The organism is Pseudomonas sp. UBA2684 (assembly GCA_002354655.1).
GTDB lineage: Bacteria > Pseudomonadota > Gammaproteobacteria > Pseudomonadales > Pseudomonadaceae > Aquipseudomonas.
In genome coordinates this window covers 231420-255113 of sequence record DELY01000044.1, presented here as the reverse complement: position 1 = coordinate 255113, position 23694 = coordinate 231420, and the positions used below count along the sequence as shown (strand labels likewise).

Below are 23694 nucleotides of genomic sequence, written 5' to 3'. Positions count from 1 at the left end.
GTGACGCTCGACAATGACAATTTATTAAGAGTGAGACATGACCATGAGTGCTAGCCGTACCGATACCGCGATCGATCTCAAAAGTGCCTACGCTGCGGTGTCTGCAACCTACCTTGGTACGAGCCTGGACATCCATGCGGTGTGCCGGGAGCAGCGCCTGAAATCGCCCGTCTACCAGGGTGATTTCATCACCCAGTTCGGTGTACCAACCAATGCCGGGATCCAGCAAGGGACGCGGCCGACTTTCGCCCTGTTCAAATACCAGGACGTGATGGCGGTGCTGCGCGACGGCAATACCTACACCAGTGGCTTTATCGCCGAGGGCCTGGGTGCCTTCTTCGACGGTTTGGTGATCCTGGCCATGGACGGCGAGCCGCACCGCAAGGTGCGCGCGCTGCTGCAGCCGGCGTTCATGCCCGAGAGCGTTAACAAGTGGCGTGGGCAGATCGACGAGGTGATCCGCAAGGGCTTCCTGGAGCCGCTGGTCCCTGAGAAGAAGGCCGACCTGATGCAGTTCGGCCTGGAATTACCGATCCGTATCATGTACGCGCTGATGGGCTTCCCCTCCGATGACCCGTCCAAGTACAAGCAGTACGCTGCCTGGGCGCTGGCCATGGTCGGCGGTAACCAGATCGATCCGGAGAAGATGGCTGATGCCCGGCAGAAGGCCGGCATTGCGGTGAAGGGGCTGTATGACGCGATCCAGGATGTCGTGGTGCGCCGCCGCGCGGAGGGCAGCCAGGGCGACGACGTGGTCGGACGTTTGTTGCGTGCCGAATTTGAAGGTCGGACGCTGGATGACCATGAGGTGATTACCTTCACCCGCTCACTGCTACCTGCCGCCGGCGAAACCACCACGCGCATGTTCAGTTCGGTAATGACCCTGCTGCTCACCACCCCGGGCCTGCTGGAACGGGTCAGGGCCGATCGCTCGCTGATTGCCAAGCTGATGGATGAAACTGCGCGCTTCGAACCGGTGGCCACGTTCAAGGTGCGTGAGACCGCCAAGGATGTCGAGTTCCACGGGGTGAAGATTCCCAAGGGCTCCTTCGTACAGTGCATGGTGGTATCCGCCAACCGCGACGAGGACGCCTTCGAGAATCCCGAGGTGTTCGATATCGACCGCAAGCTCAAGCCCGCCTTTGGCTTTGGCTTCGGCCCACACATGTGTATCGGCCAGTTCATCGCCAAGGTCGAGATCAGTTGCTCGGTCAACGCCATCCTCGACCTATTCCCCAACCTTCGCCTGGACCCCTCGCAACCGGCCCCGGTCATCGAAGGTGCGCAGTTGCGTGGTGCTGCGTCGCTCCCGGTGATCTGGGACTGAACGGCGCTAGCAGCCTGTCGGACTTGACCGTCCGTAGCGAGGGAAAGTCCGACTTGAGGCAGTTTTTGCGCTCTTTCGAGGCGGGAGGCCGCCCCGCGAATAGTCGCTCTATTTAACGTGAAGGAGCACAAAAAATGACTAAGTTCGGCTTTTCCGCAGTAGGGCAGTGTTAAGTCCGACAGGCTGCTAACCCACTCTGCCTGGCGTGACTTTCGACGATAACGACAAGAGACGATTCCCATGAGAACTTTCAAGACGATTCCCGAGCGCGGCGACTTTGGCTTTCAGCAACTGGTCGGCCCGCACCAGGTCAGCGGTGCCTCAATGGGCGGCAGCCGCGGCTTCTTCGGCCTGCAATTGAGCAAATCCTCGCCGTTCGGCTCGGTGCGCGACGAGGACGGCAACATATACTCGTTCGTGCGTTCGCTACTGGCCCCGGGCGGCACGCCGAACCCGACCAAGTTTATTTACCTGAACAACCATGTCGACGGCGTCAACCTGCGCATGGATCACGAGAAAATGGCCCGCCAGGCGCTGACCCCCAAGCCGCTACAGACCCTTGATGGCGACACCGTGCGCTGGACCAGCCTGCCCGGCGAGGCCGGCAACGGCTGGGAGATCACCGCCAACAGCGAGCGTCTGACCTGGAAGGAGGACGGTCTGTTCCAGCTGGAGGGCAGGCTACTCGGCCCCGGCCTGCAGTGGTACCTGCCGGGGGTGGAGTGGGGCACGTTCTACGTGTCGCAGCTGTGGGAGCTCGCCGGCGTCTGCGAAGGCAAGCCGGTGAAGGGGGCGATGGCGCTCGACCAGTTTTACATGGCCGAGGGTGGTGCCATCCACTTCAAGAAGGACCTGGTGGTCAACAATAACAAGCACGTCATCTGGTGGTCGTTCGTCACCGTGTACACGGACGGCAGTTGGGACGCGGGCTCCTTCATGGTCGGCCATGACCACCTCGGCTACGCCATCTTCACCAACGACAAGGGCGACGTGCGCGTCACCACCGATATCGAAGGGCAGACCAAGCACAAGGACGGCAGCTACTTCCTGGAATCGGCCACAGTGGTGCTGGAAGGCAAGGAGGAGTGGGAGTTCCTCCCCGACGAAAAAGGCGAAATGATCGATTTCGTTGGCGGTTTCCCGGTTACCGCGCAGCAGGAAGGGCGCTGGCGCCGGGTCGGCGATACCCGCGAGCCATCGCATTGGCTGGGCTGGGGCGAGTCCGACCGGCGCAACGGCTCTGCGCGCAACGTGCCGGGCCGGGATATCTGAAGCCCAGCGGAATTTCGACGATGTGCCTCCCGCTGGCCTGGCCGTTGCGGGAGTCTTTGCGAACAAGAATAAGAGGAAACTGTCGATGAGATTCAAAGACAAGGTGGTGCTGATCACCGGTGCCGGGCGTGGCATGGGCCGTGCCATCGCACTGGCCTATGCCAGGGAGGGCGCGCGGGTGGTTGTGTCTGCCCGTACCGCCAAGCATGGCACAGAAACCATCGCGCAAATCCACGGTCTGGGCGCCCAAGCCAGCCTGGTGGGCGGCGATATCGCCGATCGCGCGGCAATCAAGGCCATGGTCGACGGTGCCATCGACGCTTTTGGCGCTCTGGATATCGTAGTGCACTGCGCCGCCGATACGGCTCACGGGCTGATCACCGAGATGGCGGATGAAACCTTCGATCATCTGGTGCGCAGCAACATCCAATCGCTGTTCTGGCTGGCCAAGGACGCGGCCCAACATCTTTCCAAGGCGCAGGACAAGGGCCGGATCATTTTCATCTCCTCCGGCGAGGCCAATCGCAAGTACACCCCGACACTGATTCCCTACGCTTCCAGCAAGGCGTTCATGAACGCCTTTGCCCGTGGTCTGGCGGTGGAATTCGGTGCCTTGAATATCCTGGTCAACGTGATCGAACCGGGGCTGATTGGTACCGACCATATGCTCGAAACCCTGGGCGAGGAACTGCCGCACCGGTTGGCCGAGCATTTCCCCGTGCCGCGCCTGGGGCAGTCGGCGGACATCGCCTCGGCCGTGCTGTTTCTGACGTCCAACGAGGCGTCCTACATCACCGGTACGTCGCTGCTGGTCGACGGCGGTGCCACCATGGTGGCCCTGCCGAAGGTCGAAGAAATCCTCAAGGGGCGTTGAGCCCAGATCGCGCCGCCCGCTCGGTATGACGGGTGGCGCCAGGAGTCCCGCATGTCCGACACATCCCCTTCGCGACCCACGGTTGCGATCGACACCGGCGAATTCAAGCGCGGTTGGCGCGTCCTCTTACTCGGCCTCGCCGGCATCTGCACCAGCATCAGCGTGGGCCTGCTCTACGGCTTCGGCACCCTGGTGATTCCCCTCGAACAGGCCTTTGGCTGGAGCCGCGGCGATCTGCAGGCGTCGATCACCTTTCTGTTCGCTGGGGTGGCCATCTCGACCCAGCTGGTCGGCCCGTTGTACCGCCGTTTCGGCCTGCGGCGAGTGGCGATCGTCTCGATCGTGTTGCAGGTGATCGGTTATGCGGCGATCACTCGGATCGAGCATTCCATCGGCTGGTTGTACCTGGCGTTCTTCGCCATGCCGCTGGTCTGCGCAGGGACCATCGCCATCACCTGGACGCAATTGGTCAACCTGTGGTTCGAGCGCAACCGTGGCCTGGCCCTGGCGGTCATTCTCTGCGGTACCGGACTGATGGCGGTGGTTCTGCCGCCGCTGCTGGCGCGGCTGATTGCGCAATTCGGCTGGCAGGCAGGGTTTTTCACCCTGGCGGCGATGCCGTTGCTGTTCACCTTGCCGCTGGCGCTGTTCTGGCTGCGCTTGCCAAGCAACGACGCGTTGCCGGCAGAGAGTGAGGCCGTACCGCAGTTGAGCGGTTTCAGCTTTCGTCAGGCGCTACGCTCACCGGTCTACTGGAGCTTTAATGTCGCGCTGATCCTGTCCGTGTGCCTGACCGTAGGCATGGTCACTAACATTGTGCCGATGCTGCAGGGCAAAGGGTTCTCCGCCCAGGAGGCAAGCCAGATATTCAGCAGCTTCGGCATTTCCATCATTGCCGGACGGTTGTTGGTGGGCTATTTGCTGGATCGCTACCCGCCGATCCTGGTCGCGGCGATCAGTCTGGTGCTGCCGGCCATCGGCTGCACGATCTTCTTGTTCGCCGGTGTGCAGAGCGTGGCGCTGCTGGTGCTGGCGATCCTGTGCATCGGTGCCAGCGCCGGCGCGGAGTTCGATCTGGCGGCGTTCCTCATGGCGCGCTATTTCGGGCTGCGCGAATATGCGCGGATCTTCGGCCTGCACCTGGCGTTAGTCACCATCTTCGCGGGGCTGATGCCGGTGTTCTTCGGCCGCCTCTACGAAGCCTACGACGGCTATTCGGCCGTGCTGCTGTGCTGCCTGGCCTGTTCCATCATCGGTCCGTCGATCCTGCTCTGGCTACGGCCAGCGCCAGCGGTCGCGGTTCACCAGCAGCCTGCCTGAGCAGGCGTGCGCAAATCCGGCGGCCTTGTCCGCTCTATGGAAATCGAGGAGAAATCAAATGAGTGCGAAAGAAGCCATCGAACACTTTCTGCATGGCCAGGTCGAGTGCTGGAACAATGGCGATAAGAAGGGGTTCTTCGAGCATTACCGCCGGGTGTCGCCCGCCGGACTTAGTATCGAGTACGTCGGCCGTCCTCTGCCGAGCGACCCCTGGCAGATTTTGGAGGGCATGTGGGAACAGCAGCAGCCGCGTTTCCGCGTGGAGGTCAAGGAAACCATCTTCAGCGGCGAGGAGGCCGCCTGCCACCATCGCAATGCGCTGCGCGACGGCAGCGGCGGTATCGAAACCATCGAGCTGTACCGTTTTCAGAACGGCAAGCTGTGGGTGCGTTATTTCATCAAGGCTTGAAAGGGGCCAGCAGCCTCATCTATTTGAGCAATCGCGAAAGCGATAGGGCCGCCTCAAGGTCGGGCTATCGGCTGACGCCACTGGAGGCTTAGCACCAGCACCCAGCCGATGGCCGATAGCAGGGCCGAGCAGAAAAACACCTGTGCCAGGCCGAAGCCGGAAACGACCAGCCCCATCACCGGACCCGCCAGCCCAACCGACAGGTCGAAGAACAGCGAAAGCGTGCTCAGGGCCGAGTTGCGGTTGGCCTCCGGCGTGCGTGCCAGGGTTTCCACCGCCAGACCCGGATAGACCCAGGAAACACCCAGGCCGGTCAGTGCGGAGCCGAGGATTGCCACCAGGGGAGAAGGTGCGAGCCAGACGAGCAGCAGGCCCACGGTCTGTATGGCCATGCAGACCGTGACCACCCGATAACCGCCAAAGCGTGGCACCACATTGGGTGAAGCCAGCCTGGCGAAGATGAAGGCGACACCGAAAGCGCTCAGGCAATAGGCCGCGTTGGCCCAGCCCAGGCTGTCGAAGTACAGCGCGACGAAGGCAGTCAGGCTGCCGAAGCCCGCCGAACTGCAGGAAACGGCGAGACCGTTAGGCAGTACGGCCATGAACACGCTGCGAAACGGCAGCCGCATGCCCGGCAGCAAGGGCGCGGGGCGCCTGGTCTGGGCGAACAGCAGAGGAAGAGCGCCGAGCAGGGCGATGCAGGTGCCGATGCCGGCGAGTCCCAAGTGGTCACGTATCAGTACGCCGAGCGGCGCGCCTATGGCGGTGCCGCCATAGGCGGCGATACCGTTCCAGGACATGACCTGGGCGGTGTGTGCCGGCCCGTGCAAGCCAATGGCCCAGGTGCAACTGGGTGTGGAGATCAGGGCCGAAGAGATGCCCTGGAGGATGCGCCCTGCCATCAGTAGTGCCAGGCCGACCCATGGGGAAACCGGCAGGACGATCGCCAGTGCGGTCAGCAGGCCGCTGGCCGTGAGGACGACCAGCCCCGTCATCACTGCGCGCTTGGCGCCGAAGCAGTCGGCGAGTTGTCCTGCCAGCGGACGCGACAGCAGGGTCGTCAGGTATTGCAGGCCGATCACCAGGCCGGCCATTGCGCTGCCGAATCCCAGGGTGTTCAGCACGTGTCCGGGTAGCACGGCCAGAGGCAGCCCGTTACCTATATAGGAAGCGAAGTTGAAGCAGACGATCGAAACGATCGACAGGCCGACTGGAAGGGGTTTGCTACTGGCGTTCATCCGTCGTCGCTTTGCGGATCGTGCGTTTGCCCTTGGCCTTGTACCGCGCCCAGTTCGGGCGCGGCAGGGGGAGGGCGGTCAGTCGCGGTTGGCCGCTTCCCAGGCTTTGAGGTCGAAACCCACTGCGGCCGCTTCGGTCGGGCTGAGCTGGGGCGGGCGCGAGAGGATCTTGCGCGCGGCCAGATGATCGCCGGGGCGATTGCACGACTCCACCGCAATCAACTGGTCACCACGGAAACACAGCACCGACACTTGGGCGGTATCCGTCGATCCCAGCACCACGGTGCTGTCATACCCGCTAGAAAGGCCGGCAATCTGCAGTTTCATGTCGCCCTGATCCGTCCAGAACCAGGGCAGTGCCCCATAGGGCGCTGGTTTGCCCATCAGTCGGGCCGCCACGGTGCGCCCCTGATCCACGGCGTTTTGTACGGACTCGAGACGGGTCGGTTGTTCGCCGTTCTGCAGGCATGGAAAACAGGCCACATCGCCGATCGCAGAGATATGCAGGTCGGAGGTGAGCAGGTTGGCATCGACCTTGATGCCGTTGGCAATGTCCAGACCGGCTTCGCTGGCCAGTTGCACATTGGGGATCACGCCGATACCGAAGACCACCAGGTCGGCGGCCAACGTGCGCCCATCGGAGGTTTCCACCCCCGTTACTCGGCCATTGTCGCCGATGACGCGAGCCAGGCCCTGACGGAAGTCCAGATGCACGCCCCAGCGCCGATGTGCCTGGCTGAACAGCTCGGACATCTCACGGCTGACCGCACGGGCCATCGGCCGGTCGCCCAGTTCCAGTACATGCACCGCCGATCCCAGCGACGCCGCCACGGCGGCGAACTCCAGGCCGATGAAGCCGGCTCCGACCACCACCACATTTCGCGCTTGCTTGGCCAACGGCGCCAAGGTGTCGGCATCGTCTTTGGTCTTGATGCCGAATACGCCATCGAGTTCGGCACCGGGTACCGGCAGGGGGCGGTTGTGCGCGCCAGTGGCCAGTACCAAATGATCGTATGCCAGGTCTTCGCCACCCTCGAGAAGGACCCGACGGTTCTGTCGGTCGATGGCGGTCACTCGGTCGTGACGTAGCTCGATGCGTTGCTCTGTATAGAAGTTTTCCGGGCGGAACAGCAAGTTGGTCGCGCCGATTTTGCCGAGCAGGTAGGCCTTGGACAGCGGCGGTCGCTGGTAGGGCAGACCAGGTTCGTCGCCAATCAGGCTGATGCGTCCGTCATAGCCAGCCTGGCGTAGCGAGGTGGCGACCTGAAAGCCAGCCTGGCCGGCGCCGACGATGACTACCGAAGCGAGTGACATGGAACCTCCTTCTTACTTAGCGTGCCGCGAGCGTGGTTCGGGATTCAGAATTGTGACGCGGGCAGGCGCAGCACCATGCCATCCAGCGCTTCGCTGATGATCAACTGGCAGGTCAGGCGGCTGTTGTCATTACGCTCGACGGCATATTCGAGCATGTCGGCCTCGGTGCCTTCGGCGCCGGGCAGGCGCGCCAGCCATTGGTCGTCGACGTAGGCGTGGCAGGTCGCGCAGCTGCAAGCGCCGCCGCAATCGGCCTGGATACCGGGCACCGAGGCGAACATTGCCGCCTGCATGACCGATTGACCGATTTCTCCGGTCACCTGGTGTTCGGTGCCGTTGTGTTCGATGAGAGTGAGAGTGGGCATGGTCGGACTCCTATGATGCGGTTGAACCAGTGGCAGGAATGGGCTGCGCGACGAAATGCGGGACGCGGCCGAGGGTCAGCAGGAGCAGGGGGCCAATCAGGCTGCAGGCCATGCAATACAGCAGCATCGAGGTGTATGAGTCGGTGCGGCTAAGCATCAAGGCGAACAGCAAAGGCGCAAGCGCCGAGGCCACGGTATTCAGCCCCTGATGCACGCCGAATAACCGGCCGTATTCGCGCAGGCCGAAGTAACGTGCAACGAGGAAAGCGGCTATGTCGAATTCCGCGCCAGCGCCGAAGCCGATCAGCACGGCCGCAAGCATCAGCAGGGCGAAGTCCGGCGTGCCGCTGAGGTAGATGAGGCAACCGATTGCCGGCAACGCCAAGCTGAATGCCGAGACGCCGGGCGGCCAGAGGCGGTCGAGCAGATAGCCGATCAGTACGCGCCCGAAGATCAGTGAAATGCCAAAGCAGCTGAAAATGAGACTGGCGTCGCTGGCCGACAGGCCTCGGCTCTGCAGCATCGGCACGGTACTGGTGACCATACCGACGATCGACGAGATCACTAATGCCAGAGCCAGGTTGCACGTCCAGAATTTCGGCGAGTTCATGCCCTCGCGAAAGCTCATGCCAGGCAGGCTCAGTAGCTCGTTGCCCGCGTTCTGGCGGCCGTCAGTGCTGGCACCGGGTACTTTGAACCAGAGCAGCGTCAGTGGCAGCAGCACTAACAGATTGAGCAAGGCGAGAAGGATGAAGGCCGCACGCCAGTCCCATTGCTCGATGCCCCAGGACATCAGGCGCGGAATGATGGCAGCGGTGATACCGGTACCGGAGAGGCCGATCGCCAGCGCCAGGCCGCGGTTGCGGTCGAACCATAGGCTGAGCAGTTGGGTCCAGGTCACGGCCAGTGCGCCCATGCCGATGATCGGCAGTAGGGCAAAGGCGAGATACATCGACCAGATCGAGCCTTGCAGCTGGGTAGTGGCCAGGTAGCCCAAAGACAGCAGCAACAGCGAGATAACGCTGACTCGCTTGATGCCATAGCGCAGGTTGAACCAGCCGACCAGCTGTAAGCCGATCACAGCGCCGCCGAATAAAAAGGTGATGGACACCTGCAGTTCGCTCTTGCTCCAGCCGAAGGCCTGCTCCAGTGGCACAACCAGGGTGCCAAAACCGTAGAGCAGGGCGGCATTGATGCTGATTGCTACGCCGACGACCGCAAGGATGAGCACTCGCCAGCCTTGTCTGAACTCGCCGAAATCGATGGCTGCATCATTTTTAAGGAGTGGCATTGGATTGGCACCTTGTTATTGGTTTTGTTTTGCCTTGCATCTGCTTGTTGCAAGTGTCGTAGCGGTCTAGCGATCTTTAGATTCTGATTTAAGAATTGAATCTTGCATTCAGAATATGGCAGAGTGGATTAGCTGTCTAGTCATGTCACGTCGAAGCGCCATATAACAACAACAAATGGGTAAAACGATGCTATCGCTCAACCGCTTCTCCATTGGGGCCAAGCTCCTCGTCCTGCCCGCTCTGTTCGTGTTTTCCCTACTGATTATTTCTGCTGTCGCCTACCAGGGACTGACCCGTCAGCAGGCCGTTCTGGACGAGATCGAACAGCTGCGCGTCAAGCAGTACAAGCAGGCGCTGGATATTTCGGCGGCGTCCCAGGCCGCGATGGTCAATGCCTATGCCACTGTCGTGCGAATTCTCGAGTCGAACGGCGAGGCCTCTGTCGAAGAGCTGGAGTTCTATCTTGAGGAAATGGATCTCAGCGCTGGCGAAATGCTCACGGGGCTGGACAAGAGCGCGGCCGAAGAACACTTGAGCGACGAGGAGCGAGCGTTCTACCGCGACCTGCAAGCTCAAGCCGCAGTGGTTGTCCAGGGGTTGGCCGAGCTGAAGGACAAGGCGCTCACCGATCAACTGAAAGCGACGGCGATGCTGGGCAGTCTGCGGGCGGACTACAACAGCCTGCTGGGGCAGTTCAGCCGCTTACTGGTATTGCAGGAAGAACTGACCTCGAAAGCTTTCACCGATGCCGGTCAGTTGGTGCGCAAAGTCACTCAGGTGCTTGCGGTGACCCTGTTATTGGCTATTTGCCTGGCGGTAGTGGTTAGTCTGTTGTTGCGGGTGCAGATCATCCGCTCCATCCGTGCCATTGAGGATGCCTCTATTAAGCTGCGTGATGGGGATTTGACCCAGCGGGTGAAAATCATCGGACGTGACGAGATTGCCAGGACTGCGCAAGCGTTCAATCAATTGATCGATGGCTTCCAGGTCGCAGTGCGCCAGGTGGCTGGTGTCTCGGCCTCGGTTGGCTCATCGGCCGAAGAATTGGTGGTCACTTCGGCCCAGGTGGCAGAGAGCGCCACCACACAAGCGCGTGCGGTCACCGAGGTGTCGTCGACGGTCGAGCAGATGAGTGAAGGTGTCGCTTCGATTTCCGCGAATGCCGAGGACCTGCGCTCTTCCGCCGACGCCAGCTTGCGCGGTGCCGAGGCGGGGCAACTGGCCTTGAGCCGCTTGCTCAAGGAGATCGACAGCGTGCGCCATGCCTTTCTCGCCATCAGCGGCTCTGTGGGCGATTTTGTCGTGAGCACCTCGGCGATCACTGCCAGTATCAACCAGGTCAAGGAGCTTTCCGCGCAGACCAATCTATTGGCATTGAATGCCGCCATTGAAGCCGCGCGCGCCGGTGAAAGCGGTCGCGGTTTCAGCGTGGTGGCCGACGAAGTGCGCAACCTGGCGCAGCGCTCAGCGCTGGCGGCGAATTCGATCAACGAATTGACATTAAAGCTAGAAAGCCAGTCGGGTGTGGTCGAAAAGGCCTTGCGCGCCGGTAACGTGGCCTTGGATGACAGCGATAAGCTGCTGGGCGAGCTAGAGCGCACCTTGCTGGAGGCGGCACGCCTGGTGGGCGACTCTACCCGTGGGGTGGATTTGATTGCCAATGCGGTGCGCGTACAAAGCGAGGGTGGGCGCGATATCGCCTCAAGCGTCGAACACATCGCGCGGATGGCCGGTGAGGGCGACGCCATCACACAACGGGTCTCCAATGCCGTGGCCTCCCTGCGCGAGCTTTCCGGGGAGCTGAACCTGGCCGTGAGTCGTTTTCGGTTTGAAAGCTGACGGGGCCCGCGTCGTTGTCAGTGCCACCGTTGGGCATCCTCCGGGCATGGCCTCTATCGGCCGTCTGTATAGATGATTTGGGATTTGTTAAACAAAAGATAAATAATCGTGCATTTTTGTATGGATTTCGGACTTTCAGTAGCTTTTACTGGTCGCCTCGCTGGATTTAGCGCCGCACTGCAAGCGTCTGTTTTCATATATCAAGGTGCTTTGGTAAGCATTTTTTCGCGCGTCAGCGTGCTTTCGATCAAGATGTTTACAAACTTAAGAAAAGTGTTCATTATTTTCTTGTGCTGAGCTCTGGTGAGGAGAATAAAAATGAGTTCCGAGAAAGCCCGCTTCCACGTTGTTGCCGACCGCAGCCGTTGCTGTGGTTATGGCCTGTGCGCTTCGATCTGCCCCAGTATCTACAAGCTCGATGCGGACGGCTTGGTTTATCTTGAAGATAAAGTCGTGCCGCCCGAGCTCGAAGAGGAAGCCCGCGAGGGCGCCGCAGCCTGCCCCGCCGAGGCGATCTGGCTTGAAGACATTACCGCCGAAGACGGCTCTGCCTGAGCTCTCCCGCAGGAATAAGGCGTAACTCATAGGTGTGGAGGCTGTTATGGCGGGTCGTTTACAGAACAAGGTGGCACTGATTACTGGTACCGGTGGTGGCCAGGGCAGGGTGGCCGCGCTGCGTTTCGCCCGCGAAGGCGCGATTGTGGTCGGTTGCGATTTCAACAGTGCCGGGCATGCGGAAACGGCGACGCTGCTTGAGGCCGAGGGCTTGCACCTCTACGGTTATGCGCCCGTCGACCTGGGTGATCACGAGCAGGCCAAGGCCTGGATTGATGCAGCCGTCACCGAGCATGGGCGCATCGATATTCTCTACAACAATGCGTCGGCGGCGCGTTTCGGTGCGGTGAGCGAGTTCTCTATCGAGGATTGGCGTTACACCATGCGCAATGAAATCGATCTGCTGTTCTACACCACTAAATACGCCTGGCACCATCTGGCCGAACAGCGCGGTGTGATCATCAATGTTTCGTCGACTGCCGCCTGGGGTGGTTCCAAAGTGGCCGGCATCGCCGCCCATGCCGCAGCCAAGGGCGCGGTAGTTTCCTTTACTCGGCAATTGGCGGTGGAGGGCGCTCCGGTGGGTATCCGCGCGGTCAGCCTGAGCCCGGGTTTTGTCGCCACGCCGGGTACCGCCGCGTTTCTTGAAAATCCAGTGGCCCGTGCGGCGTTACTCGACGGTGTCTTGATGGATCGTCCAGGTGAACCCGAAGAGGTCGTTGCCCTGGCCTTGTTCCTGGCGTCTAGCGAAGCCTCGTTCGTGACTGGTTCCGACTTTGTCATCGACGGCGGTTTGCTGGCCGTTTAGGCGTCTTTGCTGGTAGTGGGCTATGAATTCACCGTGGCCGCCCCAGTAGCGGCCGCTACGAGCAATAATCGAACAAGAAAGGTGGCGCGTCATGGACATCATTGGCATCGGCTACATGGGCTTCGAAACTGCGAACCTCGACGCCTGGCGTGAGTATGGTCCGCAGGTGATGGGTTTCGGGATTGGCCGCTCCCCGGAAAGCGATGCGGATTCGCTGTATTTTCGCATCGATGATCGCCGTCATCGTTTTGCTTTCCACCCCGGTAAGATCGATCGCATTGCCTATATCGGCTGGGAGGCGGTTGGCCGCATGGCTTTTGAAGACGGTTTAAAGCGGCTAGAGTCTGCGGGTGTCGCCTTCACCCGTGGCGACGCCGCCTTGTGTGAAAAGCGCGGTGTGCGCGAGGTGGTCCGCTTTCGCGATCCGGTGGGTTATCAGCACGAGCTGTTCTATGGGCAGAAATGGACGCCGCACTCCTTTATTCCTGGGCGTCCGCATACCGGCTTTCTCGCCGACGAGCGGGGGGCCGGGCATGTGGTCTTGATCACTCCGGAATACACCCCGGAGCTGGAAAATTTTCTGCTCAATGTGATGGGCTTTCACTGGTATGGCGCTGGCGCCGGTAAGGGCCGTACTGGCTTTTTCCGCGCCAAGCTCAACCATCACACCAGCCATGACATCGCTTATGGCCATGGTCCTGGTCGCATGGGCGTGCAGCATGTCGGCCTGTTCGTACGCAACGTGCGCGATGTCGGTGAAACCTACGACATCGTCAAAAAGCGCGAACTGCCGATGATGATGACCCTGGGGCAGCATAGCCAGGATCCACACCTGTCCTTCTACCACTTCAATCCATCGGGTTTCGCTTTCGAAACGATTGCCGAGATCGAACCCTGGCAGGGTGATCCATACGAACTCAACCCCGAGACCTTGAGCCTGTGGGGGCACGAGATGGTGGGGCCGATCCTCGGGCCAAGTGTGCGCACACCTGAAGAAGTGCTGGATGCGGAATACCTGGCCAGCAAGCGCTAAGCATGCGTCTGGCACGGGTTGAGTTTGCCGGTGAGGCGTTCTGGGCGAGTCTGGAGTCGGCATCCGGCCCGCTAAGGCGCATCCGTGCGCCTTTTGCCGAGTGGGCGGCGGTACTGGCTTTGCAAGGCATTGCGGCGCTGGATTTGGCCGACGAACGCATTGAATTGGCTGATTGCCAGTTGTTGCCGCCCTTGCAGCCTGGGGCTCGGGTTTTTGGTGTGGGGTTGAACTACCTGAGCCATTTGCAGCGCCTGGGCAGCCCTGCTCCGGCGCATACCCTGGCGTATCTGAAGCCAGACTCGGCCCTGATCGGCCCATTTGACGCTATTCAGTATCCGCTGCTGACGGCCGAACTGGATTACGAAATCGAACTGGTGGCCGTGGTTGCTCGACCTTTGCTGGATGAGCCGCAGGCGAGCAGTTGCCTGCTGGGTTATACGGTGGGCAACGACATCAGTGCGCGCGATGCCGGTCGGCAGATCGGGCGTCTCGACCTGCTCACGCAAAAAGCCATGGATCGCACCACTCCGCTCGGGCCCTGGATCGTCACGCTCGATGAGTTGGGCGGTGCCGGGCAACCGGAACTGGAGATGAGCCTGAGCGTCAACGGCGAACAGCGCCAGCAGGACAATACCCGCAACATGCTCTTTCCCATCGACGAGCTGCTCAACTACCTCGATGCACGGATCGCCTTGCGTGCTGGTGATCTGCTGTTCACTGGCTCCAGCCACGGGGTTGGCCTGGAAAGCGGGCGGTTTCTTGAGCCCGGAGACTGGGTCGAGGCGCAAATCCAGGGCATCGGCCAGCTGCGCAACTGCGTCGGTGCGCCACGTCGCTTGCATCCGGCACGAGAGGTCGGCCGGCTGGGGCTGCCTGCCAGCCAATGAGTCTGGACAAGCAAGGCGCCATGGTATCGGGGCACGCTTCCTTCTGGGCGCCGCTGCGCCACCGGTTGTTCGTCGGGCTGTGGCTCGCCTGCGCGGTGGCCAATATGGCGATCTGGATGCAGACGGTTGGCGCGGCCTGGATCATGACCCTGTTGTCGGGCTCGCCCTTGATGGTGTCGCTGGTGCAGACCGCGATCACCCTGCCTGTGTTTCTGTTCGGCCTGCTCGGCGGGGTGCTCGCCGATCGCATGGACCCGCGGCGCCTGTTGCTATTTACCCAGTCGGCGATGCTCGGAGCAGCCACGGCGCTCTGCTTGCTGGCCTGGTTCGACCTGCTGAAAGCCTGGTCGCTGCTGCTATTTACCTTTCTTCTAGGTACCGGTAGCGCGCTGGGTATGGCGGCTTGGATGATCACGCTGGTCGGCGTCATCCCGCGCGAGCAGGTCCCCGCGGCGGTAGCGCTCAACGGCATCTCGATCAATGCCACCCGCGCCTTGGGCCCAGCCCTGGCCGGCGCTCTGATCGCCTGGTGGAACAGTGCCTCGGTGTTCCTGGTCATCGCTCTGTGCATGATCGCGGTGATCGTCTACATCATTGTCCGCTTGCCAGCCAGAACCTGTGTTGACGGGCTGCCGCCGGAAACCCTGGTTGGAGGCATGCGCAGCGGCCTGCGCTATATCCGCCACTCGGCGGTGCTGTCCAGCGCGCTCAAGCAGGTGTTCGTCTTCACCAGTTGCGCCAGCGCGCTCTGGGCACTGATGCCGCTGGTGGCCAAGGACGAGTTGGGCATGGATGCAGGTGGCTATGGCCTGCTGATGGCCTTCATGGGTGCCGGCGCGGTGCTGGCGGCTCTCGGTTTGACCAGCATGTACCGACGTTTCCCCCTGCGCGGGTTGATCGTTGCCGGTGCCTTTGCCTTCGCCGCGGCGACTCTGGCGGCGGCGCTATCGCACAGCCAGGCGGTGGTCTGCGCGATGTTACTGCTCGCCGGCATGGGCTGGATGGCGGTGAACGCGACCATCTCCACCGTGGTGCAAACCTATGCGGCGAACTGGGTGCGCGCCCGCGTTGCTTCGGTCTACCTGTTGGTGCTGATGGGTTCGATGGCCGTGGGCGGCGTCTTGTGGGGCGCGTTGGCGCAGTATCTGGGGCTGGAAAACAGCCTATTGCTGTCGGCGTCGAGCATCCTGTTGGGGGTGTTGCTGACTCGCGGAAGTCAGATTGCCATGGGCCGGGAAGCGGATTTCGCCTACGCCCAGCAGACCGACAAGCTGGTGCTGGCGGGCGAGGTGTCCCATGACGACGGGCCAGTCTGTGTGGAGATCAGCTACCGGGTGAGCGATGGCGAGCGTGACGACTTCCTGCGTATTGTCTACGCCGTTGGTCAGTCACGGCGGCGCAACGGCGCGCAGAATTGGCGTCTTTATCGTGACCTCGCCGAAACCGATCACTATGTTGAGCGTTTTATCGTCGAGTCTTGGCTGGACTATCTGCGTCAGCAGGAGCGAGTGACCCTGGCCGATGAGTTTCTTGAGCGTGGTCTGACCCGATTTCGTATCGAGCCCCGAGCAACCAGGCGGTATATCTATCAGGCTCCGGCAGAGGTATTTTGAGTGAGATGAGGGTTTCGGTCTGAAATCTCTATATTAAATTTGTTGCGACATATTGTTCTCGTTATAGAATTGAGCTCTGCTCCCGCTAGACCAATCGAGAACCCCTTATGGACGCCTCCGACGTTGTAGATTTCAGCGACAGTCATAAGTCTACTGGTGCCGTTACGGTTAAGCCGGTTGCCAATGCGATTCGTATTCTCCGCTACCTGAGTCAGATCGGCACGCCCGAGCGTTCGGTGGATATTGCCCGGCGCTTATCGATCAATCCCAGCACCTGCTTCAACATCCTGCGTACGCTGGTAATGGAGGATGTGGTCGATTTCAATCCCATGTCGAAGCGCTACTCCGCCGGGCTGGGGTTGGCCCGGTTGGTCGAGCAACTGGTCACCCAGGGGCAGCGGGTGCAGTTGGCGAAGCCGCTGCTGCAAAACCTGGCGGCGCGCCTGCGAGTGACGGTCACACTGTGGCGCCGCATCGGCTCGGATCGCATCGTGATTGTGAGCTCCGCGGCCAGCCCCACCGATGTGCGCATCGACATGGCTGAAGGGCAGCGCCTACCCATGCTGATGGGGGCAAGCGGCCGGCTGTTTGCTACACAGATGGACTTGGATGACCCGGAAATCCAAGCGGCTTTCGAGGGGATTCGCTGGTCTCGGCCCTTGCCACTCGAGACATATCGGGAAGAAGTACGACAAGCGGCGGAGCGTGGCTGGGCGATGGACGATGGGCATTTTTCCGTCGGCATTCTGGCCATCGCTGCGCCCGTGTACTCGCCCTCAGGCTCCATCGACTTCACCGTTTCGGCCGTGCTGTTTCGCGGTCAGCGCGACGAGGAAGGTATCCAGGCGTTGGGCGAGGCGCTTATCGAATTCTGCTCAGAACTCAGCAGCGTGCTGTTCTGAGGTCCAGCGCTGGGCCGGTTATTCCCTGACCAGCAGCAGGCTGCCGCCGAGTGGGCCGCCGCCTGCCGCTACTGTCGTGACGCGGTGCTCGGCAGTCTGCCGGCCCTCTGCACGCCCCCACAGTTGCAAGCAGGCCTCGTGTACATAGCCCAGGCCGTGGGTGCGGCCTCCCGATAGCTGGCCGCCATTGGTATTGATCGGCAGTTCGCCGTTCAGGGCAATCCGTTGTCCGCCCTCGACGAAGGCGCCGCTCTGGCCCACCGGGCAAAGTCCCAGTGCCTCCAGCCAGATCAGGGTGAGGATCGAGAAACCATCGTAGAGCTGGGCTGAGTCGACGTCGCTGGGTGTGTAGTCGGTGCGTGCCCACATCATCCGGCCGACATCGAACGCCGCCATTTCGGTCAGGGATATCTGATCCCAGGACCAGGGCTGGTTTAGCGAGGCGCCGATGGCTTCAATGCGGATCGGTGGCTGGCGTAAATCTCGCGCGGCATCCCGGCGCGACAGCACGATGGCAGTCGAGGCATCGCAGTGCACGTCGCAATCGAACATACGCAGCGGTGTAGAAATCATCCGCGACTGCATGTAGTCGTCCATCGACATCGCTGTGCGGTAGATGGCTTTCGGATTACGCATCGCGTTCTGCCGGCAGGTCAGGGCGATCTGCGCCAGCTGTTCGGGTTGCGTGCCGTATTCGTGAAAGTGCCGCTGGGCATACAGTGCCATCAGGTTGATGCCCGACAGCACATTGAACGGCGTGAACCATTGCCAGGCGTAGCTACTGTCGCGGCCCTGGGTCTTGTTGCTCAGCGCGCCAGACTGCTTGTTATGTACCCGTGCCGATGCCTCGGTAATGGTGCGAAACACCAAGACGTGATTGCACAACCCCGCGGCAATCGCCATGGCGCCATTGATCACGCCGGCCAGCGGGCCTGGGCCCTCGTAACCACCACCAAACCAGTTGACGTTCAATCCCAGAGCGCTCTTCAGGGCGCTGGGGCCGACTGGCGAAAAGGGATCGCCATTGTTGTTGTCGCCTGGCCAGCAGGCCACGCCATCGATGTCGCTACGTTCGAGTCCGGCATCGGTGATGGCTTCCAGGCAAGCGTCTACGGTCAGGCGCATAGCCGATTTCGAAGACGGCCGACCCACTTCGGACTGGCCGATGCCGGTGATAGCGACCTCTTTCTCATAGCGATGATCGAACATCATTGATCCCTTTCGAACAGTGGCAGCCAGACGTCGTCGACGTTCAAAAAGCTAACCCGTACCGGCATGTCGATACGAACCGCGAGCGGGTCCATGCCCACCACGTTGCTGACGAAGCGCAGGCCAGGCTGGTCCGTCAATTCGATGATCGCGACGACATAAGGGACTTCGAGTTCGGCGATCCACGGTTGGTAGTTAAGGGTGTAGCTCAGCACCTTGCCTTTGCCGGAAACCGCACGCGGTTCGACGTCCAAGCTCGCGCAGTGCGGGCATATCGGTCCCGGTGGATGGAAAAAGTGTTCGCAGCCACGGCAGTGATGAATCAAGAGTTCACCGCGCTCGCCACCTTGCCAGAAGGCGCGATTGTCGGCGTTGAGGGCGGGCAGTTTTCTAGGCATCAGGTATTCCTGAGGGGGCGGCTACGGCGCATGGCTTTACGTTAGCATTTGTACATATTTTTGAAAAGTGTCATATTTAATCTGTCCGCACTGGTGTTCATCGCCATAGCCGAACCGTAAATAACAAGAGGAACTCCACGATGTCCCCGTCTTTGCAGAACAAGATTGTCATCGTCACCGGCGGCTTTGGTGCGCTGGGTAGTAGCTTAGGTCAGCTGTTGCTGGAGCGGGGCGCGCGCGTCGCCTTGCTCGACCGTGCGGATGCCCCGCCTGCCTTGCGTGGTGTGCAGAATCTGCTGGCATTGGGGGGCGTCGATCTGACGTCTGCGGATTCGGCAAAAGTTGCGTTGGCCAGCGTCGCCGAGCATTTCGGCCGCATTGATGGCCTGGTCAACGTGGCGGGCGGCTTTGCCTGGGAAACGCTGGAAGACGGCAGCCTGGAAACCTGGGATCGCCTGTACCAGATGAACCTGCGTACCGCCGTGGTCAGTTGCCAGGCGGCACTGCCGCACCTACTGGCTTCAGCGGCCGGGCGTATTGTCAATATCGGTGCGCTGGCCTCGGTGAAAGCTGCGCAGGGCATGGGCGCCTATGCTGCATCCAAGGCTGGGGTCGCGCGCTTGACTGAAGCGCTGGCCGAGGAGCTGAAGGATCGAGGCGTCACGGTCAATGCGCTGTTGCCGAGCATCATCGACACGCCGACTAATCGCGCAGACATGCCGGATGCCGACGCCAGTCGCTGGGTCTCACCTGTCGCGTTAGCCGGGGTAATTGCCTTCCTCCTGTCGGATGACGCCGCAGTGGTGACAGGTGCCTGCCTGCCTGTGGCGGGACGAGTATGAAGCGCGTGGTCCGCGAGGTAATTTCGATGGGAACTGATAGCCAATGAGACTTGTGACCTTCACCGATGATGCAGGTTTCGAGCGCGCCGGTGCCTTGCTCGAGAACGACCAGGTTGTGCTCGATTTACAGCAGGCTTACCGCGCACTGCAGGGGCGTGAAAGCGCCCAGCTTGCCAGCGTGCTGGCGTTGGTCGAGGCCGGTGAGCCGGCGCTCGCATTGGCCCGCTCGCTGCTGGCGAAAGCCCCGGCCGCTGCGGTGTTACAGCGCGATGCGGTGAAGCTGCGAGCGCCGATCCAGCCGCCTCCGCAAATGCGCGATTGCTCCTGTTTCGAGCTGCACCTGCGACAGAGCTTCGCCGCGGCACGCCGGGCGCGAGCGCTGCGCACGCCTGATCCTGAGGCCACCTTACGGGAGATGAATACCCGGGCGGACGATCGCGTGATTGAGACCTTCAACCGCCAGCCGATCTACTACAAATGCAACCGCTTCGCGGTCATTGGTATCGACGACGAGTTTCAATGGCCGAGCTACAGCAAGGCAATGGACTTCGAGTTGGAGTTTGGTTGTTACATCGGCAAGCGTGGCAAGGACATCAGCCGCGAGGACGCCCGTTCGCACATCGTTGGTTACACCATCTTCAACGATATGAGCGCGCGCGATGCCCAGGCCCAAGAGATGCCCGGCATGCTCGGCCCTGCCAAGAGCAAGGACTTCGATACCGGCAACATCATGGGGCCTTGCCTGGTGACGGCCGACGAACTCGGCGACCCCTACGACCTGAACATGGTTGCACGGGTCAACGGTGAGGAGTGGGGGCGTGGCAATACCCGTGACATGCGCTGGCGCTTCGAGGATGTCATCGCCCATGTATCTCGTTCGGAAACCCTCTATCCCGGTGAGTTTCTAGGGTCGGGCACGGTGGGCAATGGTTGTGGCCTGGAGCAGTTGCGCTACTTGAAGCCGGGTGATCTGGTCGAGCTGGAAGTCGATGGTCTCGGTGTACTGCGTACGCGTGTGTGAACGGCCGATCAAACTGTGTCCTGATGTGTACTTTTCGACTGCTGTTAATTCGTCGCTAAAGCCCGCCGCATGATGCTTGTGGCGTGTTAGGCACTTGCAGGCAACGCATTTATACGTCGGCTAAAGTGCTATTAGGTGTACATTTTCTATAAAAGTGTCTTATATTTTGTTGCGGCTCAACTCGCCGTATCGCCGTAGCGCCCTGAACAGGAGGCAATCATGCTAACAACAACAAGCCCTGTGTTGTCTGACGGAACCAAGGTTTCGGACCTTATCTATCCCTCGACCCGCGAAGTACAAATGCGTGTGCTGTCGGATCGGGAAATTTACGAGCTGGAGATGGAGAAAATCTTCGGCAAGATCTGGGTTCTGCTCGGGCACGAATCGGAAATCCCCAACTCGGGCGATTTCATGGTGCGCGACATGGGTTCGGATTCTGTGATTGCTGCCCGTGGCAAGGACGGCGAAGTCTTCGTATCGCTGAACGTCTGCCCGCACCGTGGCATGCGTATCAGTACTGCCGATTGCGGTAATACGCAGATCCACAAATGCATTTATCACGGTTGGGCGTTCCGTCCCAATGGCGACTTCATCGGCTCGCCGATTGAGCGCGAGTGCATGCACGGCAAGATGCTGGCCAAAGAAGAGCTGGGGCTGAAGAAGGCCCGTGTGACGCTTTACGGTGGCCTGATCTTCGCCACTTGGAACATCGATGGGCCTTCCTTCGACGAGTTCCTGGGCGATGCCAAGTGGTACTACGACATGCTCTTCTGTCGCAGTGACAAAGGCATGGAGGTGCTGGGCCCACCGCAGCGCTTCATCGTCAACGCCAACTGGAAGACCGCTGGCGAACAGTCGGCAGCAGACGGTTTCCATACCCTGACCTTGCACCGCTGGTTGGGCGAGGTCGGCAACTATGCCAAGAAGGGTGAGGGCGAGGGCGAAGGTACCGATCTGAGCCCGGAAATGATTGGCGTGGAAATCAGCTCGCCGCATGGCCACGCGTTGCGCTGTATTGATCTGGCGCGCAAGATTAAGCGTCTCACCGGGCTCGACCCTGCCGAGCTCTCGGTCCAGGAAAAGCTCGATGCGCTGCCGCCAGCTGGCATGACCCGCGACATGGTTGAGCAATTGGCGCGCAATCTGACCGAAGACCAACTCAAGGTGCTGACCACTATGCCGCCGCAGGTTGGCGGTATGTTCCCGAACATTCTCTTTGGTTTCGTCTACATTCCTCAGCCCGACGGCACTGTGGTCGGCTCCATGACCTTGCACGCCTATGTGCCGCACGGGCCCGATAAGCTCGAGTTCGTCAATTGGATCTTCGCCGAGAAAGATGCACCGGCTGAGCTGCGCGAGAAGATGCTCAAGCAGACCATTCAGTTGTTTGGCACCTCAGGCATGGTCGAGCAGGATGACTCCGATACCTGGCCGCACATGACGCTGTCTGCCAAGGGCGCCATGGGTCGCAAGAGCACCATGAAGTATCAAGCCTGCTTTGAAACCGGCGCGCCCGAGGGCTGGCCGGGTCCAGGTATCGTCAATGAAGGTTTCACCAAAGACGATACCCAATGGCACTGGTGGTTGTATTGGCATGAGCTGATGACCGCGCAGGATTGATCTGCGCGTTCACTCATCCGTCGATCACAACAATACGTTTCAGGGAGTTACCCATGGCTCAAGTACAAGAACGCAGTGCCGAGCAGATTCAGCCGGGTTCACCGGTCGGCATCAAGCGTGTTCCTATTGGTTCGGATCTCTACAACCAAGTGCTGACCTTCCTCTATGAGGAGGCCACGCTGCTCGATCAGATTCGCCTCAAGGAGTGGAGCGAGCGGCTTGCCACCGATCTGATCTACACCGTGCCGTTGCGCCATACCCGCCTGCAGGCCGAGCAATCGGCCAGCATCGTGCGTAGCGTGCAGCATTACCACGATGACTATCGCTCGATCATGGGGCGCATCCTGCGTCTGTCAGGCAAGAGCGCCTGGGCCGAGGATCCCCCCTCGCGTACCCGCCGGCTGGTTACTAATGTCTTCGTCGAGGAGACGGCAAAGGCCGATGAGTTCGTCGTCACCAGCTACCTGTTGTTGACCCGTAACCGCTTCAAGGACCATCACGTCGATATCGTCAGTGGCGAGCGCCGCGATGTATTGCGCCTAGAGGCGGACGGTTTCAAGCTGGCGCGTCGTGAGGTCATTATCGACCAGGCCGTACTCGGCACACCGAACCTCGCGGTGTTCCTCTAGTCGGTCCTAGGTCGGGGGCGGCACTGAATCTTCGCTAGCTCAAGGGTGGACATGCTGCAGGCTTGTCCACCTCAAGGTCACTGGCGGCGGGTCAGGCTGCGCGCTGTCGTTTACTCACCGCTTGACCCGTCTCGACGCATGCACTTCACCGGAGCCGCCATCAGGCGGTTCCAGCTGTGCTTCGCTGCTTCAGCCAGACCTGATCATCGGCGCATAGCGCTGCTTGTGCGCTGCTGAAATCCCAGGTCGAGCCAATCATTCTCAAGGCTTTTTCAGCCCTGCTCGGTTGTTGGCTGTAGCAACGGCCGCTGCTGACGGCATGCGCCTGCGTGTCCAGGTTGTAGGCGCGACCAAGCGCGATCAATGTACAGCGGCGCAGTAGCAGGACCGCTTCGGCGTCCTCGTCAGGCAGGTTGCTCAGTGCCCAGCGGGCCATGCCTTCACGCAGGTTGACGCCAGAGAAGGGCGCCGGGGCCTGGATGAGCGAGCCCTCAACGTCCCAGGCCAGCAGCGCCGCGCCGTCGCGCTCCAGGGTCGCCCGTGTGCACCCGACGGTGCGTGGCGGTACCTGAATGTCATAGCGGCGCCAGGGGGTGCCGCGCGCCGCCGCAGCAATCGCCAGGCCGGCCAGATCGAGCAGGTGGGTGCACTGATGCTGAGCATCAACTTGGCGTGTCACCGAGTGCGCTACCCGGGTGAGCGGCATGCCGAGCAATTGTTCCAGTTGCGCGCCGGACTGTGGGCAGGCGGTGTAGGGATAGCGCAAGGCTTCGCCAGCAATTGCGGTCAGTACGCCTTGCTCATGCTGCAGGCAGACGCGGAAATGATGAAAGTCATCCTCCAGGGCCGCCCGCACCTCGCCGCCGCTGTCGTGTGTTGTCGATACGATTTCAACTCGGCGACGAAAGATGCTCATGCGGATTATCC

Annotated in this window: 23 protein-coding genes; 16 read left to right on the top strand and 7 right to left on the bottom strand. The window is 61.0% G+C overall.

The features are described from left to right. Positions 1-37: 37 nt before the first annotated feature. From B3M58_RS15760 to B3M58_RS15740, 5 genes are all read left to right on the top strand, one after another. Entirely contained in the window at positions 38-1327 is a 1290-nt protein-coding gene (locus B3M58_RS15760) for a cytochrome P450 (RefSeq protein WP_414704095.1), read from the top strand. A 240-nt stretch (positions 1328-1567) separates the two neighbouring features. Beyond that, complete coding sequence (locus tag B3M58_RS15755; RefSeq protein ID WP_296220494.1) at positions 1568-2599, top strand: hypothetical protein; 1032 nt, start codon at positions 1568-1570, stop codon at positions 2597-2599. A gap of 85 nt (positions 2600-2684) precedes the next feature. Beyond that, the gene (locus B3M58_RS15750; RefSeq protein ID WP_296220492.1) at positions 2685-3473 is read left to right on the top strand and encodes an SDR family NAD(P)-dependent oxidoreductase; all 789 of its coding nucleotides are present in this window, start codon (positions 2685-2687) and stop codon (positions 3471-3473) included. A 51-nt stretch (positions 3474-3524) separates the two neighbouring features. Then, positions 3525-4793: an MFS transporter gene (locus B3M58_RS15745; protein ID WP_296220491.1), complete on the top strand. Its 1269-nt coding sequence runs from the start codon at positions 3525-3527 to the stop codon at positions 4791-4793. Positions 4794-4851: 58 nt separating this feature from the next. Then, on the top strand, positions 4852-5202 hold the full coding sequence (locus B3M58_RS15740) for a nuclear transport factor 2 family protein (RefSeq protein WP_296220490.1): 351 nt from the start codon (positions 4852-4854) through the stop codon (positions 5200-5202). Positions 5203-5255: 53 nt separating this feature from the next. Here B3M58_RS15740 and B3M58_RS15735 read toward each other — a convergent pair whose 3' ends face one another. From B3M58_RS15735 to B3M58_RS15720, 4 genes are all read right to left on the bottom strand, one after another. Next, the gene (locus tag B3M58_RS15735; protein WP_296220488.1) at positions 5256-6440 is read right to left on the bottom strand and encodes an MFS transporter; all 1185 of its coding nucleotides are present in this window, start codon (positions 6438-6440) and stop codon (positions 5256-5258) included. Positions 6441-6518: 78 nt separating this feature from the next. Next, the gene (locus B3M58_RS15730; protein WP_296220486.1) at positions 6519-7754 is read right to left on the bottom strand and encodes an NAD(P)/FAD-dependent oxidoreductase; all 1236 of its coding nucleotides are present in this window, start codon (positions 7752-7754) and stop codon (positions 6519-6521) included. 44 nt (positions 7755-7798) lie between these two features. Beyond that, positions 7799-8119 carry a 2Fe-2S iron-sulfur cluster-binding protein gene (locus tag B3M58_RS15725; protein WP_296220484.1) on the bottom strand — a complete coding sequence of 107 codons (321 nt, stop codon included), beginning with the start codon at positions 8117-8119 and terminating at the stop codon, positions 7799-7801. A gap of 10 nt (positions 8120-8129) precedes the next feature. Next, positions 8130-9410: an MFS transporter gene (locus B3M58_RS15720; RefSeq protein WP_296220482.1), complete on the bottom strand. Its 1281-nt coding sequence runs from the start codon at positions 9408-9410 to the stop codon at positions 8130-8132. A 187-nt stretch (positions 9411-9597) separates the two neighbouring features. Here B3M58_RS15720 and B3M58_RS15715 point away from each other — a divergent pair, with 187 nt between their 5' ends. The 7 genes from B3M58_RS15715 to B3M58_RS15685 all read left to right on the top strand — a co-directional run bounded on the left by B3M58_RS15715 (position 9598) and on the right by B3M58_RS15685 (position 17048). Continuing rightward, positions 9598-11250: a methyl-accepting chemotaxis protein gene (locus B3M58_RS15715; RefSeq protein WP_296220480.1), complete on the top strand. Its 1653-nt coding sequence runs from the start codon at positions 9598-9600 to the stop codon at positions 11248-11250. Positions 11251-11568: 318 nt separating this feature from the next. Then, positions 11569-11805: a ferredoxin gene (locus tag B3M58_RS15710; RefSeq protein WP_296220479.1), complete on the top strand. Its 237-nt coding sequence runs from the start codon at positions 11569-11571 to the stop codon at positions 11803-11805. Between the two features lie 46 nt (positions 11806-11851). Continuing rightward, positions 11852-12613: an SDR family NAD(P)-dependent oxidoreductase gene (locus tag B3M58_RS15705; RefSeq protein WP_296220477.1), complete on the top strand. Its 762-nt coding sequence runs from the start codon at positions 11852-11854 to the stop codon at positions 12611-12613. Between the two features lie 91 nt (positions 12614-12704). After that, complete coding sequence (locus tag B3M58_RS15700; RefSeq protein ID WP_296220475.1) at positions 12705-13646, top strand: VOC family protein; 942 nt, start codon at positions 12705-12707, stop codon at positions 13644-13646. Between the two features lie 2 nt (positions 13647-13648). Beyond that, positions 13649-14533 (top strand): fumarylacetoacetate hydrolase family protein, encoded by an 885-nt coding sequence (locus tag B3M58_RS15695; RefSeq protein WP_296220474.1) that lies wholly within the window; start codon positions 13649-13651, stop codon positions 14531-14533. Between the two features lie 20 nt (positions 14534-14553). Further along, complete coding sequence (locus tag B3M58_RS15690; RefSeq protein ID WP_296220473.1) at positions 14554-16146, top strand: MFS transporter; 1593 nt, start codon at positions 14554-14556, stop codon at positions 16144-16146. Positions 16147-16253: 107 nt separating this feature from the next. After that, entirely contained in the window at positions 16254-17048 is a 795-nt protein-coding gene (locus tag B3M58_RS15685) for an IclR family transcriptional regulator (RefSeq protein ID WP_296220472.1), read from the top strand. A gap of 18 nt (positions 17049-17066) precedes the next feature. On the opposite strand, the gene B3M58_RS15680 is transcribed toward B3M58_RS15685, so the two are convergent. After that, positions 17067-18257, bottom strand: a complete 1191-nt coding sequence (locus B3M58_RS15680; protein WP_296220470.1) for a thiolase family protein — start codon at positions 18255-18257, stop codon at positions 17067-17069. Next, a complete protein-coding gene (locus B3M58_RS15675) occupies positions 18257-18655 on the bottom strand; it encodes a Zn-ribbon domain-containing OB-fold protein (protein WP_296220469.1) in 399 nt (132 codons plus the stop codon). The genes B3M58_RS15680 and B3M58_RS15675 overlap by 1 nt, the downstream gene beginning before the upstream one ends. Positions 18656-18795: 140 nt before the next feature. Here B3M58_RS15675 and B3M58_RS15670 point away from each other — a divergent pair, with 140 nt between their 5' ends. The 4 genes from B3M58_RS15670 to B3M58_RS15655 all read left to right on the top strand — a co-directional run bounded on the left by B3M58_RS15670 (position 18796) and on the right by B3M58_RS15655 (position 22767). Further along, positions 18796-19497, top strand: coding sequence for an SDR family NAD(P)-dependent oxidoreductase (locus B3M58_RS15670; protein ID WP_296220467.1), 702 nt, complete (start codon positions 18796-18798; stop codon positions 19495-19497). A 43-nt stretch (positions 19498-19540) separates the two neighbouring features. Continuing rightward, entirely contained in the window at positions 19541-20518 is a 978-nt protein-coding gene (locus B3M58_RS15665) for a fumarylacetoacetate hydrolase family protein (RefSeq protein ID WP_296220465.1), read from the top strand. Between the two features lie 219 nt (positions 20519-20737). Then, positions 20738-22138: an aromatic ring-hydroxylating dioxygenase subunit alpha gene (locus B3M58_RS15660; RefSeq protein ID WP_296220463.1), complete on the top strand. Its 1401-nt coding sequence runs from the start codon at positions 20738-20740 to the stop codon at positions 22136-22138. A 53-nt stretch (positions 22139-22191) separates the two neighbouring features. Further along, entirely contained in the window at positions 22192-22767 is a 576-nt protein-coding gene (locus B3M58_RS15655; RefSeq protein ID WP_296220461.1) for an aromatic-ring-hydroxylating dioxygenase subunit beta, read from the top strand. A gap of 160 nt (positions 22768-22927) precedes the next feature. Here B3M58_RS15655 and B3M58_RS15650 read toward each other — a convergent pair whose 3' ends face one another. Beyond that, entirely contained in the window at positions 22928-23683 is a 756-nt protein-coding gene (locus B3M58_RS15650; RefSeq protein WP_296220459.1) for a DUF2889 domain-containing protein, read from the bottom strand. Between the last annotated feature and the right edge of the window lie 11 nt (positions 23684-23694).